The sequence below is a fragment of the Mycolicibacterium brisbanense genome (assembly GCF_001570425.1).
Taxonomy (GTDB): Bacteria; Actinomycetota; Actinomycetes; order Mycobacteriales; family Mycobacteriaceae; genus Mycobacterium; species Mycobacterium brisbanense.
Window position 1 is genome coordinate 136,892 of record NZ_BCSX01000051.1, and the last position, 19,559, is coordinate 156,450.

Genomic DNA, 19,559 nt, shown 5'->3' on the forward strand with positions numbered 1-19,559 from the left:
CGCCGCTGCGCGACTATAGGAGGGTGAACTGCGAGGTGGCGCGCGAGGCGCTGTCGGCCCGGCTCGACGGTGAGCGCGAGCCCGTGCCGTCGGCGCGGGTCGACGAGCACCTGCGCGAGTGCGCCGACTGCCGGGCCTGGCGCGACGCCGTCACCAGTCAGGCGCTCGACCTGCGTCGGCTGGCCGAACGCCGACCCACGCTCACCGCGCTCGAACACTCCGTCGAGCAGCCCCGGCGCGCGTGGCTGGGCTGGCGGCGCGGGGCGCTGCTCGCTGTCGGCGTGGTGCAGATCCTGCTCGCGGCCGTACAGGGGCTCGGGCTCAGTGTGGGGCTGGCCCACGATCACGGCATGGGCGGCGGGCACCTGCTCAACGAGTCGACGGCGTGGTCGGCCGCGCTCGGCGCCGTGATGATCGGCGCGGCGCTGCGGCCTGTCGCGGCCGCAGGCCTGGCAGGGGTGTTGAGCGTGTTCGCCGCGGTGCTGACGGTGTACGTCGCCGTCGACGCGACGATGGGCGCCGTCACGCCGGTGCGGATGCTCACGCATCTGCCCGTGCTGCTCGGCGCGGTCCTCGCGGTCCTGGTGTGGCGCGATGCGGCGTCAGGGCCGGAACCCGGACGGCACGCGGCCGAGTCCGATATCGCCTTGCCGCACAACGCATCCCGAGGCCGTCGCCGCGGCCATCTGTGGCCGACCGACGGCTCGGCCGCCTAGAACACGGTGAATTTCGAGTAGTGCACTACGCGGGACGACAGTGTGCCCGCAGGCCAAGACTGATGCGTGTCGACGGGTCCGGGCACAGGGACTCGGCTCAATCACCTGCTCGACGACGACGGCTCGGAGGGCGTCATGTCGAAAAAATTTGTCATCACACCGGGTGGGCGGCGCGCCGCCGAACTCGTGCACCACGTCGCGCCGGACTCGGTGGTCCACGTCGCCGACGGTAGGATGCGCCATGTCACGCGGGCAGGGGAGCTACTCCGCGATGTCGGGCCGGTGCCGCCGCACGAGCCGGGTGTACCGCTGATGCCCGCGAACGTCATGCAACCACCCGAGCAGCTTCCCGAATTCGGAACGGGCTGGATCACATTCGCCAACTTTCAGAGCGGCGCACCGCTGCAGTCGTTCCTCACGACGTGGGTGGTGCCCGGCGCACCTCAGACGCAGAACGGTCAGCTGCTCTACCTGTTCAACGGCCTGCAGAACAGCTCGATGATCTTGCAGCCCGTCCTGCAGTGGGGCGACAACGGCATCTTCGGCGGCGACCACTGGTGTGTCGCGAGCTGGTACGCCGACGGCCAGGGCGGCGCGGCCTCCTACACCTCGCCGGTGACCGTGCACGTCGGTGACACCCTGGTCGGCCGGATGACGAGGGTCACCGGCACCGCAGGCCTACCGCTGGGCGCGGTGTGGACCTGCGAATTCGTCGGGATCGCCGATAGCAAGCTGACCATCCTCACCACCGACGAACTGCTGGACTGTGTGCAGACCCTCGAGTGCTATTCGATCACGCGGGCCTCGGACTACCCGAGTTCGACCGACACCCGGATGCGGGCGATCGCGATCACCGATAGCGACGGCTCGGCGGCACCGTTGAGTTGGAGCCCGGTCGACAAGATCACCGACTGCGGCCAGCACACCGTGATCGTCGACAACTCGTCGACCCACGGGGAGGTGCAGCTGTGGTATCGCGACGACATCCTGCCCGGAGCGGCTGTGGCACAAGGCCGTTGGAAGACGATCCAGCTCACGCACCAGTTGATCCCGATGCCTGACGGCAAGGTGCTGGACTGGGTGCCCGCCGACGGGACGTGGCGGCTGTGGCATTACGACGCGTCGAGCACGCATGACGTGTTGCCGGGTAACCCGGTGGCGAGCTGCCAGTGGCAGACGATCCGCTCCGGGCATCAGTTGGTCCCGATGCATGACGGCAAGGTGCTGGACTGGGTGCCGGGCGACGGGACGTGGCGGCTGTGGCATTACGACGCGTCGAGCACGCATGACGTGTTGCCGGGCAACGCGGTGGCCAGTGGGCAGTGGCAGACGATCCGCTCCGGGCATCAGTTGATCCCGATGCATGACGGCAAGGTCCTGGATTGGGTGGCGGGTGACGGGACGTGGCGGCTGTGGAACTACGACGCCACCCACGTCCATGATGTCCTGCCCGGCAACGCGGTGGCCAGCGGCCAGTGGAAGACGATCGGCTCCGGGCACCAGCTGGTCCCGATGCATGACGGCAAGGTGCTGGACTGGGTGCCCGGGGACGGCACGTGGCGGTTGTGGAACTACGACCCCGCCAGCGTGCACGACGTGCTGCCCGGTTCGCCGGTGGACATCGGCAACTGGTTCAGCATCCACGCGCCTCAGCAGCTCATCGTCATGCACGATGGCTTGGTCCTCGACTGGGATCCGCTCACCGGAGACTGGCGCCTCTGGCGCTACCAGCCCTAGTCGCTACGGCCTCGTCAGAGCATCACCCCGAACATCACCGCCATCCCCGCCGCCATCATGGCCTGGCACGCGGCACCGATGTGGCGTCGCGTCGGATCAGCTTGGCGCGCAGCGAAATAGCGGTACAGCCACCATACGGCGGCAGCCGCGAACACCACGGTGCACAGCCAGTCGACGGCGTCGATCCAGCCCGGATAGCCCGGGCCGGTCGACGCCTCGGCTGCGGTGGACATGTCCATGCCGGGCATGTCCATCGCCATCGCCGAGGCGTGCGTGTCGTGGTGCCCCGATGTCGTCTGGCCCGGTAGTAGCCCGCCGTTCATCACGGCGTACATCCACGCCATGGCCAGCATCATGAAGGCGTGATACCCGGCGACGGCCCGGTGCGCAGCCGTCGTCGCCGCGATCGCCGCGAACCACACGGTGGCCGCGGCGAAGAACACCATCGGGCCGGTGGTGGGCAGTGCCGCACCTCGCGGCCACGCCATCACCGCCATGGCCACCGCCATGACGAAGTGCAGAAGATGGCCCACCACATGTGTCCACGACCGGCTTCCGGTCACGATGGCGTAACCGCATTCCAGCGCGCTGACGACGAACAACGCCGTAACAATCCAGCGCAAGAAGAGATCGCCGATCACCGCCGCACCCTCCGTGCCTGTCGCCAGCCCAGCGCGGCATCGATGGCGATGAACGCCACCAGCGACACCCCGAACAGCGGCGCGAAGTATCCGAAACTGGCCAGCGCGAGAGTGACCAGTACCGCCTCATGCGGCCGTAGCCCGCTCAGCACACCGCGGCGCGGACCGGCGGGCAGCGTCAAACCTGTTGCCCGAGTGGGCCTGCGGCGCCACCACATCCGATAACCGAGCACGATGACCACGATCAGCGCGACGGCCACCGCGGCCAGCAGCACCTGGTTGACGACGCCGAACAGGATTCCCATGTGGGCCCCGACGATCCAGTCGGCCACCTTGGCCATGACCGGCCAGTCGGCGAAATCGACACGGGCGGTGACCGCTCCGCTCTGCGGGTCGACGGCGATGGCGTCGTAGCGCGTCGGCCAGTCCCGCTTGTTCTCGGCGACCTGCCAGCCCTGCGTCGGTGAGGCCGGCGGGTACATCCAGATCGGATTGCTCAGCGCGGCATCGTGTGCGGCTCGCAGCGCCGTATCGGCGCCGCGCAACGCCTGAGATTCGTCGAATCCGGCTGCAGCCGTGGGGGTTCCGTGATGTGCGACGACCGCGTCCGGTGTGCCGCCGGGCAGCGTGGTATCCACCGATGGCGTCGACCAGGTCAGGTGGGAGCGGATCTCGCTGACGTTCGCGCCTGCGAAACGCGACCATGTCATGCCCGACACCGACAGCAGCGCCAGGGCCGCGATGATCCAGACGCCCAGCGCGCCATGCCAAGACAGCAGTCGGCGGCGCCCGGTCACGCCGGTGTCGGGGGAGGCGATGCGGCGGAGCTTTCCGGTGCCGACGCGATGCCCGATCCACAGCAGCAGACCGGCTCCGGCGATCACCCACAACCAGCTGGCCGCGAGCTCACTGTAATTGCGCCCGATCGCTCCGAGATGAAGGTTGCGGTGGAATTCGTCGAACCAGGCCCGCAGCGGCAGCCACTGCCCATATGTCGTCAGCGCGCCGCGAATCTCGCCGGTGTAGGGGTCGACGAAAACCGTGCGCGCATAGTCCGGCGGGACGTCGTCGACGTTGAGCGTGACCCACGTCGTCTCGTCGGGCGCAGCCGGCGGCCGGATGCTGGCCACGCTGCCTTCGGGATGGGCCCGACGCACCGCGGCGATCTGGTCGGACAGCGGGAGACGGTGATCACCGACGTGCTCGACGGTGAGTTCGTGCCGGTTCACGAACGTGTCGATCTGCGGGATCAGCGCGTACAGCAGGCCGGTGAACGCCGCGATCAGGATGAACGGGGCGACGAACACCCCGGCGTAGAAATGCAGGCGCATCAGGACCGGGCGGAATCTGGCCCATGCCGAGGCGGGCGCCGGTTTCGGGTTCGGCGCAACGGGCCCGTCGCGGTCGACGGGATCTTCCAGCGGTGTGTGGCTCACGTCTGCATTGGTCGGTGGGGGTCGGCGGATAGTTCCCGCGGCCGTCAATCTCTACGACGTGCGGTCGTAGACTCGTCGGCGAGTACCTGTCTCCGACGGAGGGCGTCACCCCGGTGCAAACAAGCCAGAAGCGCCCGCGGGCGATGAGCGCCGCGGTGGCGATCACCGCCGCGCTGGCCGGCCTGGTCACTTACGGCCTGACCGGACGGGCGGGCGTCTATGCGGCCACGGGCGACTCCTACCCCGGGGCGCTGACGGCGGCGGCGCTACCGGTCGGACAGTTCGTCGCCACGCTGTGCGGCGCCGCGTGTCTGGGCGGCCTGCTCTACGTCATGACCACCGCCCGGCCTGACACCGCCGGGGTGATCGACGAACGAGCGTTCCGGGTGCACGTGGTCGTCGAGCGCGCCGCGGCGATCTGGGCGGTGACGGCGCTGCTGATGGTGGCGGTGTCGGCGGCCAGCGCCGCCGGTGCCGACGCGGTACGACTGCTGTTGAGCGGAGCCGTGATTCCGGCGGTCGCGGCTTCGGAGACCTCCAGGGCGTGGATCGTGGTGGCCGCCGCGGCAGCTGTCGTGGCAGTCGCCGCACGCTTGTCGGTCAAGTGGATCACCCACGTGGTGCTGCTGGTGCCCACCGTCGTGGCCGTGGTCGCGGTGGCGGTCAGTGGCAACGCCGGTCAGGGACCCGACCACGATTACGCGACGAGCGCAGCGATCATGTTCGTCGTCGCACTGGCTACGCTGGCCGGCTTCAAGCTCGCGGCGGTCGCAGCGCCGCCCGCCCCCGAGGCCGCGCGTCGGGTGCTGCTGATCGAAACGCTCAGTGGCGCGGTCGCACTCGGCTACGGCGCGATCCTGCTGACCCTGCTCGCAGGCTCGGCGCTGCCGACCGGCACCGGCTACGGCAGAGCCGGGCTGGGCGCCGGGGTCCTCCTGCTCGCCGTGTGGCTGGGTGACGTCATCACCGTGTGGCGCCGTGACTTGCCGCGCGCGAAGCGCGTCATCGACGTGGTCGCCGTGATCGGGGTGATGGCCCTGGTCGCCGCGATGGCCACCCAGCCCGCGCCGCGGCTGCTGGCGCACCGATTCACCGCGTGGGACGTGTTTCTCGGGTACGAACTGCCCGAGCCGCCGAGCGTGCTGACGCTGTTGACCGCCTGGCGGTTCGACACCTTCATCGGCGTGGGTGCGATCGTCCTGGCGGGGCTGTACCTCGCCGGCTACCTGCGGCTGCGCCGGCGCGGGGACAGCTGGGCGGCCGGACGACTCGTGGCGTGGCTGGCCGGGTGTGCGCTGCTGGTCTTCACCACCGGTTCCGGTGTGCGGGCGTACGGGTCGGCGATGTTCAGCGTGCACATGGCCGAACACATGATCCTGAACATGTTCATCCCGGTGCTGCTCGTGCTCGGCGGCCCGGTGACCCTGGCGCTGCGTGCACTGCCCGCCGCCGGTGACAGCCGGCCACCCGGGCCCCGCGAATGGCTGCTGTGGCTCGTGCACTCGAAAGTCACGGCGTTCCTGGCGAATCCGATAATCGCGTTCATCCTGTTCGTGGCGTCGCTGTACATCGTCTACTTCACGCCGATCTTCAACACGCTGGCGCGGTATCACTGGGGCCACGAACTGATGAGCCTGCACTTCCTGCTCGTCGGCTATCTCTTCTACTGGGGCATCATCGGTATCGACCCCGGCCCGCGGAAGCTGCCGTTCCTGGGCCGGCTCGGACTGCTCTTCGCCGTGATGCCGTTTCACGCCTTCTTCGGCATCGCGACCATGACCATGACCTCGGTGATGGGCGGACCGTTCTACCGCAACGTGGGCCTGCCGTGGCTGGGCAGCATCGAGGACGACCAGCATCTGGGCGGTGCAATCGCCTGGGGCTCAAGTGAACTGCCCGTCATCATCGTCGTCGTCGCCCTGGTCGCGCAGTGGGCGCGCCAGGACCGCCGGGCGGCGTCCCGCTCGGATCGCCACGCCGACTCCGCCTACGCCGACGACGAGCTGGACGCCTACAACGCGATGCTGCGGGAGTTGTCCCGCGATCGGCGGTGATCAGTTCCCGGGAACCACAGGGGGCTTCGGCGCGACCAGATATGCGGACGACGAAACCGGGTGAAGGAGGATCAGCGGTGACGGGCGACGCATTCACGGACACCCTGCGCACGATCGAAGGCCGCGTGCTCGACGAGGTGTGGCTCGGGCGGTGGCGGCTCACCGGCGGTGTCGTGGCTGTGCTGGTCCTCGCGGTCGGCGCGGTGGCGTGGTGGTGCGTCGCGGATACCGGTGCGGCACAGGGCATCCCGGCGGTGAGCCTGGCGATGTTCGCGCTCGCAGGCGGTGCATCCGCTGCGGCGCTGGCCCGGCGGCGTTACCGCTGGTGCTGTGCCGCGGCGTATTTCAGCGGGTTGGCCACCGTCATCGGCGTGGGCGCACTGTGGTGGCTGCGCACCGGGCACCACGCCACCGGGCTGGCTTGGTTGGTGGCAGCGGATCTTGCCGTGACGGCACTGGCAGGCCAGTGGCTGACGCTCGTCTTCACGCCCATCGAACGCTCCCAGCCGGACATGCGCGGTGGTGGTCGATGAGGGGCTCAGCCCTATCGCGGGTGTGAATCCTCAGCGATTGTGCGGCCGATTTTTCGCAGACGGTTCACGCTCGCGGTAGCTAACGCCCGAAATTGCGCAACCGCAAGCTGTTCGACACCACGAAGAACGACGAGAATGCCATCGCCGCACCGGCGATCAGCGGGTTGAGCAACCCGGCCGCGGCGATGGGGATGGCCGCCACGTTGTAGCCGAACGCCCACACCATGTTGACCCTGATGGTGCGCATGGTCGACGCGGCCAGATCCAGCGCGAGCGGGACGACATCGAGGTTGTCGCGGACCAGGATGATGTCGGCCGCGCCGATCGCCACGTCGGTGCCCCGCCCGATGGCCATGCCGAGATCGGCGCACGCCAGCGCGGGGCCGTCGTTGATCCCGTCGCCGACCATCGCCACGACGCGGCCGCGGTCGCGCAGCTGCTCGATGACGTCGACCTTGCCCTCGGGCAGTACATCGGCGATCACCTCGTCGATGCCGACACGGTCGGCGACCGCGGCGGCCGACGCCGGATTGTCCCCGGTGAGCAGCACTGTGCGCAGTCCGCGGCGGTGCAGCGCGGCGACGGCATCGGCCGCGGAGTCCTTGACGGCGTCGGACACCGCGATGACCCCACACGCCTCGCCGTCGACTTCGACGTACACCACGGTGTCGCCCCGGGATTCGGCGCTGCGGCGGCCCGCGATCAGCGTCGGCGAATCACAGTGCGGGGCGATCCAGGACGGTTTGCCCACCCGCACGGCCCGGCCGGTCACGGTGCCGCTGACACCGCGGCCCGGCACCGCGCGGAAATCCTGCACGGGTTCGCCGCGGCCACCGGCGGTCGCGATGGCCAGTCCCACGGCATGTTCGGATGCCGACTCCACGGCCGCGGCCAGGGCGAGCACGTCCTCGGGCCGCCAGCCCGACACCGCGACGACCGTGTTGACACTGAGCCGTCCCGTCGTCAGGGTGCCGGTCTTGTCGAAGACGACGGTGTCCACCGCCCGGGTCGCCTCCAGCGACTGGTGGCCTTTGAGGAAGATGCCGAGTTGGGCGCCGCGGCCGGACGCCACCATCATGGCCGTCGGCGTCGCCAGGCCCAGCGCGCACGGGCAGGCGATGACCAGCACGGCCAGCGCCGCGGAGAACGCGCGGTCGGGGCCGCCGCCGGCGAGCAGCCATGCCGTGGCCGTCAGCGCGGACAGCACGAACACCGCGGGCACGAACACCGATGCGACCCGGTCGGCGAGGCGTTGTGCGTTGGCCTTCTGCGTCTGGGCGTCCTCGACGAGCCGCACCATCCCGGCGAAACGGGTGTCGGCGCCCACCGCGGCGGCCTCGACGATCAACCGGCCGTCGAGCACCACCGTGCCGCCGATGACGTTCGCGCCTGCCTCGGCGCGCACCGGTCGGGCCTCACCCGTCATCGCGCTCATGTCGACGGCGGCCGAGCCCTCGATCACCAGGCCGTCAGCGGCGATCGTCTGGCCCGGGCGCACGACGAACCGCTGCTGCTCCTTGAGTTCGTCGGCCGGGATGAGCATCTCCGAACCGTCGGCCAGCAGCACGGTGACGTCCTTGGCCGACAACGCGGCCAGCGCACGCAGCGCCCCGCCCGCCTTCGATTTGGCCCGCGCCTCGAAGTAACGCCCGGCCAGCACGAACACCGTCACCCCGGCAGCCACCTCGAAGTAGATGGCGTCGCTGCCCAGCAGGGCCTGCCAGATGCCTCGGCGATCGGTGGTGTGGTGCGTGCCGAACAGCGTGTAGAGCGACCAGATGGTGGCGGCGGTGATGCCGACCGAGATGAGCGTCTCCATCGAGGCGCTGCCGTGACGCGCGTTGCGCAGCGCGACGCGGTGAAACGGCCACGCCGCCCACGTCACCACCGGCAGCGCCAGCGCGGTCAGCACCCACGTCCAGCCGGTGAAGCGCGTGCTCGGCACCACGGCGAACATCACCGAAAGATCGGCCAGCGGCACGAACAACACGGCTGCGACGGCCAACCGGATCAGCAGGCTGTGCGCGTGATCGGCGTCGGGGTCCCCGCCCTCGTCCACGCCCGCCTTGCGGGGTTCGGCTTCGTATCCCGTCCGCTGCACGACCTCGCACAGCTCCTGCGGGCCGGTCTGCTCATCGGCATCGATGGTCGCGACCCGGGTGGCGAAATTCACCGAGGCCCGCACACCGGGCAGCTTGTTCAGCGCCTTTTCCACGCGGTTGGCGCACGCGGCGCAGGACATCCCGCTGACGTCCAGTTGGATCCGCCGCGCGCCCACCGCGTCGTCGCATACCGCTGCCGAGCTCGACATCGTGTCGCTTACCTCCTTGAAGACCTGGGCCGCCGGACTTTGCCCATGCGTCTACTGGTCGGTGCAACGCGGCGAAAAGTTCCCGGGCGCGATGGCCTAGGGTGACTAGCCGTGGCGACAGGTGACGACGACCAAATTACCCACCTCGCCAAATCCGCAGGCCGAGGCGACCAGGCTGCGCTGTCCCAGTTCATCGAGGCCACCCAGCGCGACGTCTGGCGCACGGTGGCCTACCTGGCGGACCCCGGCAGCGCCGACGATCTGACCCAGGAGACGTTCCTGCGGGCCATCCGCTCGCTGCCGCGATTCAGCGGCCGGTCCAGTGCCCGCACGTGGCTGCTGTCGATCGCCCGGCGGGTGGTGGTGGACCAGATCCGGTACAACACCAGCCGGCCGCGCACCGTGCACGTGATCGAACTCGACGATGTCACCGGGCCCGCAGCGCGTGGCGCGCGGATCGAGAACATGGTCGAGATCCGGCTGCTGCTGGCGGATCTGGACGCCGACCGCCGGGAAGCGCTGATCCTCACCCAGGTGATCGGGATGTCCTACGCCGAGGCCGCCGAGGTGTGTGGCTGCCCGGTCGGCACGATCCGGTCGCGGGTGGCGCGCGCCCGCGACGATCTGATGCGTGCCGCGAATGCCGACGACCGTGCCGGATAGTTAGGCTCGCGGCGTGCTGATCGCGATCGAGGGCGTCGACGGCGCCGGCAAACGCACTCTGACCAACGGGCTGCGGGCGGCGTTCGAGTCTGCGCACAAGTCCGTCGGCACTCTGGCGTTTCCGCGCTACCACCATTCCGTGCCCGCCGACCTGGCCGCCGAAGCGCTGCACGGCGCGCACGGCGACCTCGCCGAGTCGGTGCATGCCATGGCGGTGCTGTTCGCGTTGGACCGTGCCGGTGCGCGCGAGGAGATCGAGCATCTGTGCGCCGCCTACGACGTCGTCATCCTCGACCGCTACGTGGCCTCCAACGCCGCCTACAGCGCGGCGCGGCTGCATCAGGGCGCCGACGGCGACGTGGTGTCCTGGGTGCGTGAACTGGAGTACGACCGGTTGAAGCTGCCGCACCCGGACTGGCAGGTGTTGCTCGACGTGCCCACCGAGCTGGCCGCGGAGCGCGCCGAGCACCGGGCCAACACCGAGGCCGACCGCGCCAAGGACGCCTACGAGCGCGACGGCGGGCTGCAACGGCACACGGGCGAGGTGTACGCCGGGCTGGCCGCTGCCGACTGGTGCGGGCGATGGGCGCTGGCGGGCCCCGACGTGGACCCGGCCGCGCTGGCTCTGCGGTTCGGCTGAGCCGGATGCCGGTTGCGCGAAACTGACCTTTCTGCGACTCGAGGACCCCTGCGGACGACAAAATCGTCGGTTTCGGGGCTCGGCAGCGGGTGGAACCCAAGATCACCGCGTGTGGTACCCGAGTTTTATCGCATTCTGGTGACACCATGGACTCCATGAGGCAAAGGATCCTTGTCGTAGACGACGACCCATCGCTGGCCGAGATGCTCACCATCGTGTTGCGTGGTGAGGGTTTCGACACCGCGGTCATCGGCGACGGCAGCCAGGCGCTCACCGCCGTCCGCGAGCTGCGACCGGATCTGGTTCTACTGGACCTGATGTTGCCCGGTATGAACGGCATCGACGTCTGCCGCGTGCTGCGCGCCGATTCCGGTGTACCGATCGTCATGCTGACCGCCAAGACCGACACCGTTGACGTGGTGCTCGGACTGGAGTCCGGCGCCGACGACTACGTGATGAAGCCGTTCAAGCCCAAGGAATTGGTGGCCCGGGTGCGGGCGCGCTTGCGTCGCAACGAAGATGAACCGGCCGAGCTGCTCTCGATCAGCGACGTCGAGATCGACGTTCCGGCTCACAAGGTGACCCGCCAAGGCGAACAGATTTCGCTGACACCGCTGGAGTTCGACCTGCTCGTGGCCTTGGCGCGGAAACCGCGGCAGGTGTTTACTCGTGATGTGCTGCTCGAACAGGTGTGGGGATATCGCCACCCCGCTGACACCCGTTTGGTGAACGTGCATGTCCAGCGGTTGCGGGCCAAGGTCGAGAAAGACCCGGAGAACCCGCAGGTGGTGCTGACCGTTCGAGGAGTGGGATACAAGGCCGGACCCCCGTGATCTTTGGTTCCAGACGGCGCATTCGTGGGCGCTGGGGAGGTTCCGGCCCACTACTGCGCGGATTGGGGACGCTGGGCAGGGCTGTTGGTCTGATTTGGCGCCGCTCGCTGCAGTTGCGGGTGGTGACGCTGACGCTCGGGCTCTCGCTTGCCGTCATCCTGGTGCTGGGATTCGTGCTGACCAGTCAGATCACTGACCGGATTCTGGAAGTCAAGGTCAAGGCCGCCACTGAAGAGGTCGAGCGCGCCCGAAACACCGTGAGCGGCATCGTCGGTGGGGAAGAGTCGCGGTCCCTGGACAGCAGCCTGCAGCTGGCTCGCAACACCCTCGTCGACCGCAAGGCCGATGTGCGTGGTGACCTCGCAGGCGCGTTCGACGCGGTCCTCGTGGTCCCCGGCGACGGACCCCGCGCGGCCACGTCGGCGGGCCCGGTCGCCCAGGTGCCCAACGCATTACGTGACTTCGTCAAGGCCGGGCAGGTCAGCTACCAATACACCACGGTCCGCACCGACGGGTTTTCCGGGCCGGCCCTCGTGGTGGGCACCCCGGCGTCGTCGTCGGTGCCCAATCTTGAGCTGTACCTGATCTTTCCGCTGAACAACGAGGAAAGCACCATCTCGCTGGTGCGCGGCACCATGGCCACCGGCGGCATCGTGCTGCTCGGGTTGCTGGCGGCCATCGCACTGCTGGTGGCCCGTCAGATCGTGCAGCCGGTGCGGTCGGCGTCGCGCATCGCGGAGCGGTTCGCGGAGGGCCACCTCACCGAGCGGATGCCCGTGCGCGGCGAGGACGACATGGCCCGCCTCGCGGTGTCGTTCAACGATATGGCCGAGAGCCTGTCCCGGCAGATTCAGCAGCTCGAGGAATTCGGTAACCTGCAGCGCCGCTTCACCTCTGACGTGAGCCATGAGCTGCGCACCCCGCTCACCACGGTGCGGATGGCGGCCGATCTGATCTATGACCACAGCGACGATCTCGACCCGGCACTGCGCCGCTCCACCGAGTTGATGGTCAACGAACTCGACCGGTTCGAGACGCTGCTGGCCGATCTGTTGGAGATCTCGCGCCACGACGCCGGTGTCGCCGAACTGTCGGTCGAGTCGGTGGATCTGCGCAGCACCGTGCGAAGCGCCCTGGACAACGTCGGGCACCTGGCCGCCGATGCCGCCATCGAACTCGACGTCGACATGCCGGCCACGGAAGTGATCGCCGAGGTGGATCCGCGTCGGGTGGAGCGCATTCTGCGCAATCTCATCGCCAACGCGATCGACCACGCCGAACACAAGCCGGTGCAGATCCGCATGGCCGCCGACGAGGACACCGTCGCCGTCACCGTCCGTGACTTCGGTGTCGGGCTGCGCCCCGGCGAGGAGAAGCTGGTGTTCAGCAGATTCTGGCGGTCCGATCCGTCGCGCGTGCGGCGCTCCGGCGGCACCGGCCTGGGCCTGGCCATCAGCATCGAGGATGCGCGGTTGCACCAGGGCAGGCTCGAGGCGTGGGGCGAGCCGGGTAAGGGCGCCTGCTTCCGGCTGACCCTGCCGCTGGTCCGTGGGCACAAGGTGACCGCGAGTCCACTGCCGCTCAAACCGATTGAACCGCAACATAACCCGCGTCGGCCGGTCAGGGAAGAGGAGAACGTGTGAAGCGCCTGCTGGCCGCGTCGATCGTCGGCCTGGTGGTGCTCACGTCGGGTTGCGCCGGAATTCCCAACACGTCCTCGCCGCAGGCGATCGGAACCGTCGAGCGCCCCGCACCGCAGAACCTGCCCAAGCCGTCGCCCGAGATGGATCCCGACGTGTTGCTGCGGGAATTCCTCAAGGCCACGGCCGATCCCGCCAATCGCCATCTCGCGGCGCGGCAGTTCCTCACCGAATCGGCGTCGAGCTCGTGGGACGACGCGGGCAGCGCCCTGCTGATCGACCGCGTGGTGTTCGTCGAAACCCGCAGCTCTGACCGGGTTTCGGTGACCATGCACGCCGACATCCTCGGGTCGTTCTCCGACCTCGGCGTGTTCGAGACGGGGGAGGGCGCGCTGCCCGACCCGGGACCGATCGAACTGGTCAAGACCAGCGGCGGGTGGCGCATCGACCGGCTGCCCAACGGGGTTTTCCTTGACTGGCAACAGTTTCAGTCGACCTACAAGCGCAACAACCTGTATTTCGTCGACCCGACCGGCAACACCGTGGTACCGGATCCGCGTTACGTCGCGGTGTCCGACCCCGACCAGCTGGCCACCGAGTTGGTGACGAAACTGATCGCCGGCCCGCGCCCGGAGATGGCCAAGTCGGTGCACAACCTGCTCGGCGCTCAGCTGAAACTGCGTGGGCCCGTCACCCGCGCGGACGGCGGCAAGACCGGCGTGGGCCGCGGCTACGGTGGCGCCCGCATCGACCTGGAGAACCTCTCGGCCGCAGATCCGCACAGCAGGCAGCTGCTGGCCGCACAGATCATCTGGACCCTGGCGCGAGCGGGTATCAGCGGGCCGTACGTGATCAACGCCGACGGAGCGCCGCTGGACGACCGGTTCGCCGACGGCTGGGAGACCTCCGACGTCGCCGCCACCGATCCGGGGGCCGCCCCCGGCGCGGCAGCGGGTCTGCACGCGCTGGTGGGCGGGTCGCTCGTCTCGCTGGAGGGCCAGGAGGCGCCGCGCGTCGCGGGTTCCTTCGGGTTGGCCCCCAACCAGGTCTCGGCCTCGGTGTCGCGCAACGGTCAGGAGGCCGCGTCGGTGGTCGTCGTGCCGCCGGGCGCTCCCAGCCCCCCCGCCACGCTGTGGATCGGCCCGCTGGGCGGCACCGCGGCGCAGGCCCTGGAAGGCCGGACACTGTCGCGCCCGAGCTGGGCCTTGGACCAGGCGGTCTGGGTGGTGGTCGACGGCATCAACGTGGTGCGGGCGATCCAGGACGCGTCCGGTGCCCCGGGCCGGATCCCGGTGGACACGACTGCCGTGGCCACGCGCTATCCGGGCCCGATCGCCGACCTGCAATTGTCCCGCGACGGCACCCGGGCGGCGATGGTCATCAACGGCCAGGTGATCCTGGCCGGGGTCGAGCAGAACCAGGACGGGCAGTTCCAGCTGACGTACCCGCGCCGGCTCGGCTTCGGGATGGGCAACACCGTGGTGTCGCTGGCCTGGCGGACCGGCGACGACATCGTGGTCTCCCGCACCGACGCGCAGCATCCGGTGTCCTACGTCAACATCGACGGCGTCAACTCCGACGGCCCGAGCCGCAACCTGGTGATGCCGGTGACCACCGTCGCGGCCAACCCGTCGACGGTGTATGTGGCCGATCAGCGTGGCGTGCTGCAACTTTCGGCGTCGGCCAGCAATGACAACCCAGGCTGGTCGGAGGTGCGCCCGTTGATGGTGCCTGGCGCGATGCCGGTGTTGCCGGGCTGACGGCCGAGCATCGCGTCCAGGGCCTGATGCATGTTCTTGCTCGAGATGTTGTACAGCCCCTTGTACGGATCGACGATATCGATGATCGCAAAGATCATGCTGCTCAACGTGATCGCCGCCAGGACAACCATGATGACGACAAAAGGGTCGGCCGGCGTCCGCATTCCGAAGCACGCGAAGATCATCATCAACCACGAGATCAGCGCTCGCAGGAATGCCGGTGGCAGCGAACTCTGCGGGGCCAGCAGCAGCGACCAACGCGCCCTGGCAAGCTCTTTCAACTGGTCGAAGCAATCGCCCGCCAGCCGTTCGTGCAACGGATCGGCCGGCGCCAATCGGATGATCCCCAGCTCGATCCGGGAGAGAAGTTCGGTGAGGACCTGCTTTGCGTCGTCTCGGGACAGCCGGCGCACGTCCGGGTACGACACACCGGCCGGAATCGTATCTGCCCGCCAGAAATTGGCGATCCCACCGGCGGTGAAGCTCTGGAGCTGTCGCCGCGTCGGTTCCGACTCCGGTCCGTAGTTTCGCAAGGACTGATCCAGCTGCAGCAGTTGCCCGGCGAACACCGCCCACCGGTGTTCGGTGGCATCGATGAAACTCTTCGTCGAGTTGATGAGCAGGCCGATGACGATGGCAGTGATGGTCACGAGGAACGAGATCACCAGATTCGTGGAATCGGCCCCGGCCTTCTCGGTGGAATCCCCGAGCAACTGGCACCGTAACAGGAGGCCGGTGGCGGTGCTGCCGCACAGAAGGGCGAACATGGCCAACGCCCGCAGAAAGCTCGCCATCGTGGTGTCACCGCACCGCTTACCGCGGTGCGGGTACCTCGAACAGATTGAGCGTGAGGCTGACCGTGTGATAGATGCCGATCAACATCGCGATATCAGTCAATCCCTTTGCCCCGAAACATGTTTCGGCCTGCCGGTAGAGCGCTTCGTCGACCCGGTGAGCGGTTGAGAGCTGGCGGGTGAGTTCCGCGGCGATCGTCTCGTCCTTGCTCACGTCATCCGGCACGGCGCCGCTGACCAGCGCCCGGATGGCGTCCTCGGAGAGGCCGACTTTGCGCGCGGCGGCCGCGTGCGCGTACATCTCGTACTCGGACTGCCAGGCCGCGCCGACGGCGAGAATCACCACTTCGCGCACCCGCGGGCTCAGCGACGTGTGCTCCCGCTCGCCCAGCAGCAGCGAAGCGGCCGCGGATGTCATCTCCGGATTGTGCAACGCCGGGTTGAACGGGCCGATGAATCGTCCGTCGGCGGTGGTGCTGTGGCATCCGGTCTCGTCGGCCCACGGCACCACGGTGCTCGTCATCTTGTCGAAGAGTTCCCGTTGCGTTGCACTGAGGTCGGCAGGATCTGCCAGTGGCAGCCGGCCGCCGAGGCCGGTCTGGTGTTCGGTCATCTGAATATTCTCCAGTTCTGTTGTGTGCGTTGTGCTTCTATGGGACTGCGGTCAGCTGCCTGCGGAGGTGTTGTCGTCCACGCGCGATTCGTGACATCACCGTTCCGCGCGGGGTACCCATGATGTCGGCGATGTCCCGGTGTGGCATGCCCTCGACGTCGGCGTAGTACACCACTGCCCGGAACTGCCGGGGCAACGCCTGCAGCGCCGCGTTGATTTCGGTGTGCGGCAACGCTGCCAGCGCCTCGTCCTCGGCCGAGACCGGTCCGGCTCCGCTGCGCTGTGCATGGTTCACCAGCTCTTCGTCGGAGAGCCCTTCCATCGAATACGAAATCGGTTGCCGTTGGCTGCGGCGGTAGCCGCTGATATGGGTATTGGTCATGATCCGGCTGAGCCACGCCTTGAGGTTGGTGCCCGGCGTGAACGTGTGAAAACCGCTGTACGCCTTGATCATCGTCTCCTGTACCAGATCCTCGGCATCCGCATGATTGCGGCACAAGCTCATGGCCCGGCGGTACAGCGTATGGCGCAGTGGTTCGACGTCTCGCTGAAATCGCGCAGCCAGTTCAACCGGCCCGGCATCCGCAACCGCGGCAATATCCATGATGTGACTACTTTCTTCTGGGAGATTGTTCGATAGGTCGTCTTCCGCGTGTCGGCGTGCACATCGGTCATCGTGCCGAGCTGTCGTAACCCACCGGCGCGCCACGTGTCCCGGCGAACGCGGGCACGGCACGGCAGATGGCCGCCGTGTCAACGCTCGCCTGCATGACCGTCCGGTCGGGCCGGACGATGGCGGCCGTGGCCCGTCCTTCGCGCAGCCACCGGGCGAGTTCGCTGCCGGCGGAGGCCGCCACCACGACTGTTCCGCGGCTGTCGAGTTCTCCTCGTTGCGCATCCGTGAGCGGCACAGAGGTGACGAGCGCGAACCGATTACCCACCATCTCGTCGAACGACACGCCATCGCTGAGTACCGGATTGGGACACAGGGTGCCGGCCAGCCCGCCGCGCCTGCGCGATTTGATCACGAGGTCCGAACTGCGCAGGCCGGGAGTGACCCCCTCGACCGCGCTGGCCCTGGTGCCCGGCAGGCGCAGGCCCTGCATGCGCGGGAACACCACCTGGCGGATCAGATCCCCGGCGCGGCCGCCACCGGTCATCGCGGTACCCACCGACACGGCCATCAGGATCATGGCGGCCACGTGTAGCTTGCGTTCCTGCTCGTAGGTGTCGAGCACGCTTTCCGGCAGGCTCTTGTCAAGCACCCCAACGAGTTTCCAGGTGAGGTTCAGGGCATCCCGCAAGCCGGCTGCCATGCCTTGGCCGACGAACGGCGGCGTCAGGTGGGCGGCGTCACCGAGGATGAACACGTTGCGATCACGCCAGCGGCTGGCCACTTGCGCGCGGAACGTGTAGGCGGTCGACCGCACCAGCTCCAACGCGTGGATCGGGATGTCGCGCAGCCAGGGCCTGATCAACGTCTCGACGTCGGCGAGGCTCTGGTAGTCGGCCACGGTCTCGCCGTCGAGCAGCTGAAATTCCCAGCGGTAGCGGGTTTCTGAGATCCGCATGTACGTCCCGGCGCGCTGCGGGTTGCACAGCTGGTGGCAGCCCTCCCACTGGTCGAGTGCTGCCTCGGTGTTGACGTCGATGACCAGCCAGTTCTGGGTGAACGGTAACCCGTACAGATGCGCGCCGATCGCGGCGCGGGTCGCGCTGTTCGCGCCGTCGCAGCCGAGCACGTAGTTGGCCTGCACGCTCTGCTCACCACCGCGCACGCGGTCGAGGAAGCTCACCCGTACGCGGCCCGGTTGGTTCTGGGTGACCGACGTGACCTCCACGTTGCCGTGGACGGTCACGGTGGGGTAGTGCTTGACGTTCGCGCGCAGCATCACTTCCAGCTCGGGCTGGTCGAACATGTTCATCTGCGGGAACCCGTGGGCCACACTGGGTTCCGTGCCGCGCGAGATTTCGCTGAGGACCCGCATCTGGGAATCGACGAGTCGAAGGCCGTGCGCGGGCCTGCTGTGGGCGGCGAACTCCTCGCCGACTCCCAGCCGGGCCAGGATGCGGAAAACCTCGTCGTCGGCGTGGACCGCCCGCGGCAGCGGGTAGACGGTCTCATGGCGGTCCAGCACGAGGGTTTCGACGCCGTACTGGCCGAGCAGGGTCGCGGCGGCGATGCCGGCGGGGCCGGCACCGATGATCACGACCGGGACGAATTCCGGCAGGGCCGTGTTGTGCGCGGTCATTTGTACACCACCACATTGCGCTGGACCCCGAGATCGATGGCGCCGTCGTCGGTGGCGACGGTGGCTTCGATCACGTCGCCGTCATGCAGATAGTTCGGATTGTGCGCGGCCTGCCCGGCCAGGAACGCGGCGAGGTCGATGTCGCCCTTCGGGGCGATACCGTGCGTGGTGAGCGCGGTGCCCACCGGGGTGCCGGTGAGCACGATGTCACCCGGCTCGAGCTCCTGGAACTTCGAAAGCGCTTGCAGCGCTTGCACGGGAGGGAACATGATGTCGCCCGCGACGAGCATGTCCTGCCGCGTTGCTCCGTTGACCGACAGCTGCAACCGTAGCTCGCCGAACCGCGCGAGTTCGTCGGCGTCGAGCAGTACCAGCGCGGGCCCGACCGGCGTGAACGTGGGGTACGACTTCGATTCGAAGAACTGCATTTTGGACAGCTGGACGTCGCGCGCCGAGATGTCGTTGGTGAGCACGAGGCCGACCACGAAGTCGGCCAGGTTGGCCTCGGTGACCTCGGTGCCGACGGGCAGTGCGCGGCCGATCACCAGGCCGATCTCCACCTCGTAGTCGAGCAGCATGACGTGCGCGGGTTTGATGACGTCCCCGAACGGTCCGGTGACCGAGCCGGATGCCTTGCGGAAGAACGTCAGTGACGTCTTGGCGGGGTCGCGGCCGACGTCCCTGACGTGCGAGGCGAAGTTGGTGGCCTGAGCGACCACCCGGCACGGGGTGGTGATGGGCGACAGCAGCTGCAGGCTGTCCACCGGGACGGTACCGGCGCTCGCGGCCGCAGCGGCGATGGCCGCGCGGTCCGCCAGCAGTTCGCGGGTGGTCGCGGCGTCGGTGTCGACGCGGGCCGCACCCGAGACGGTGTGCACCCACCAGGCGTCGGCGGTGCGCAGGATTGAGATGGTCATGATGGCTCCTTGTGTGAGT

Annotated in this window: 17 protein-coding genes; 9 read left to right on the forward strand and 8 right to left on the reverse strand. The window is 68.4% G+C overall.

Annotated elements, in window-relative coordinates; translation table 11 throughout:
• The first annotated feature begins 23 nt into the window (after positions 1–23).
• Together RMCB_RS29535 and RMCB_RS29540 are read left to right on the forward strand one after the other, a co-directional pair.
• Positions 24–716: a zf-HC2 domain-containing protein gene (locus tag RMCB_RS29535; protein ID WP_062831578.1), complete on the forward strand. Its 693-nt coding sequence runs from the start codon at positions 24–26 to the stop codon at positions 714–716.
• A gap of 135 nt (positions 717–851) precedes the next feature.
• Positions 852–2,453, forward strand: a complete 1,602-nt coding sequence (locus RMCB_RS29540; protein ID WP_131805592.1) for a WD40 repeat domain-containing protein — start codon at positions 852–854, stop codon at positions 2,451–2,453.
• 14 nt (positions 2,454–2,467) lie between these two features.
• Here RMCB_RS29540 and RMCB_RS29545 read toward each other — a convergent pair whose 3' ends face one another.
• Positions 2,468–3,094 carry a DUF5134 domain-containing protein gene (locus RMCB_RS29545; RefSeq protein WP_062831580.1) on the reverse strand — a complete coding sequence of 209 codons (627 nt, stop codon included), beginning with the start codon at positions 3,092–3,094 and terminating at the stop codon, positions 2,468–2,470.
• Positions 3,091–4,530: a PepSY-associated TM helix domain-containing protein gene (locus RMCB_RS29550; protein ID WP_062831581.1), complete on the reverse strand. Its 1,440-nt coding sequence runs from the start codon at positions 4,528–4,530 to the stop codon at positions 3,091–3,093. Before RMCB_RS29550 ends, RMCB_RS29545 begins: the two co-directional genes overlap by 4 nt.
• A gap of 143 nt (positions 4,531–4,673) precedes the next feature.
• Here RMCB_RS29550 and RMCB_RS29555 point away from each other — a divergent pair, with 143 nt between their 5' ends.
• A complete protein-coding gene (locus tag RMCB_RS29555) occupies positions 4,674–6,584 on the forward strand; it encodes a cytochrome c oxidase assembly protein (protein ID WP_084388644.1) in 1,911 nt (636 codons plus the stop codon).
• 77 nt (positions 6,585–6,661) lie between these two features.
• Positions 6,662–7,117, forward strand: a complete 456-nt coding sequence (locus RMCB_RS29560; RefSeq protein WP_234792282.1) for a hypothetical protein — start codon at positions 6,662–6,664, stop codon at positions 7,115–7,117.
• A 79-nt stretch (positions 7,118–7,196) separates the two neighbouring features.
• Here the strand turns inward: RMCB_RS29560 and RMCB_RS29565 are convergent, their stop codons facing one another.
• A complete protein-coding gene (locus tag RMCB_RS29565; RefSeq protein ID WP_062831584.1) occupies positions 7,197–9,428 on the reverse strand; it encodes a heavy metal translocating P-type ATPase in 2,232 nt (743 codons plus the stop codon).
• Positions 9,429–9,539: 111 nt separating this feature from the next.
• Between RMCB_RS29565 and sigC the strand changes: the two genes are divergently transcribed.
• From sigC to lpqB, 5 genes are all read left to right on the forward strand, one after another.
• Positions 9,540–10,091 carry an RNA polymerase sigma factor SigC gene (gene sigC, locus RMCB_RS29570; RefSeq protein ID WP_029373663.1) on the forward strand — a complete coding sequence of 184 codons (552 nt, stop codon included), beginning with the start codon at positions 9,540–9,542 and terminating at the stop codon, positions 10,089–10,091.
• A gap of 13 nt (positions 10,092–10,104) precedes the next feature.
• Positions 10,105–10,731 carry a dTMP kinase gene (locus tag RMCB_RS29575; protein ID WP_062831585.1) on the forward strand — a complete coding sequence of 209 codons (627 nt, stop codon included), beginning with the start codon at positions 10,105–10,107 and terminating at the stop codon, positions 10,729–10,731.
• 146 nt (positions 10,732–10,877) lie between these two features.
• Positions 10,878–11,564, forward strand: coding sequence for a two-component system response regulator MtrA (gene mtrA, locus RMCB_RS29580; RefSeq protein WP_029373661.1), 687 nt, complete (start codon positions 10,878–10,880; stop codon positions 11,562–11,564).
• A complete protein-coding gene (gene mtrB, locus RMCB_RS29585; protein ID WP_062831586.1) occupies positions 11,561–13,207 on the forward strand; it encodes an MtrAB system histidine kinase MtrB in 1,647 nt (548 codons plus the stop codon). Before mtrA ends, mtrB begins: the two co-directional genes overlap by 4 nt.
• On the forward strand, positions 13,204–14,964 hold the full coding sequence (gene lpqB / locus RMCB_RS29590) for an MtrAB system accessory lipoprotein LpqB (RefSeq protein WP_062831587.1): 1,761 nt from the start codon (positions 13,204–13,206) through the stop codon (positions 14,962–14,964). Before mtrB ends, lpqB begins: the two co-directional genes overlap by 4 nt.
• On the opposite strand, the gene RMCB_RS29595 is transcribed toward lpqB, so the two are convergent.
• From RMCB_RS29595 to RMCB_RS29615, 5 genes are all read right to left on the reverse strand, one after another.
• Complete coding sequence (locus RMCB_RS29595; protein WP_062831588.1) at positions 14,856–15,758, reverse strand: bestrophin-like domain; 903 nt, start codon at positions 15,756–15,758, stop codon at positions 14,856–14,858. The genes lpqB and RMCB_RS29595 overlap by 109 nt on opposite strands.
• Positions 15,759–15,777: 19 nt before the next feature.
• Positions 15,778–16,371, reverse strand: coding sequence for a carboxymuconolactone decarboxylase family protein (locus tag RMCB_RS29600; protein ID WP_062831589.1), 594 nt, complete (start codon positions 16,369–16,371; stop codon positions 15,778–15,780).
• Positions 16,372–16,408: 37 nt separating this feature from the next.
• Positions 16,409–16,975, reverse strand: a complete 567-nt coding sequence (locus RMCB_RS29605) for a sigma-70 family RNA polymerase sigma factor (protein ID WP_062831590.1) — start codon at positions 16,973–16,975, stop codon at positions 16,409–16,411.
• 67 nt (positions 16,976–17,042) lie between these two features.
• Entirely contained in the window at positions 17,043–18,623 is a 1,581-nt protein-coding gene (gene mhpA / locus RMCB_RS29610; RefSeq protein ID WP_062831591.1) for a bifunctional 3-(3-hydroxy-phenyl)propionate/3-hydroxycinnamic acid hydroxylase MhpA, read from the reverse strand.
• The gene (locus RMCB_RS29615) at positions 18,620–19,540 is read right to left on the reverse strand and encodes a fumarylacetoacetate hydrolase family protein (RefSeq protein WP_062831592.1); all 921 of its coding nucleotides are present in this window, start codon (positions 19,538–19,540) and stop codon (positions 18,620–18,622) included. Before RMCB_RS29615 ends, mhpA begins: the two co-directional genes overlap by 4 nt.
• Positions 19,541–19,559: the final 19 nt, after the last annotated feature.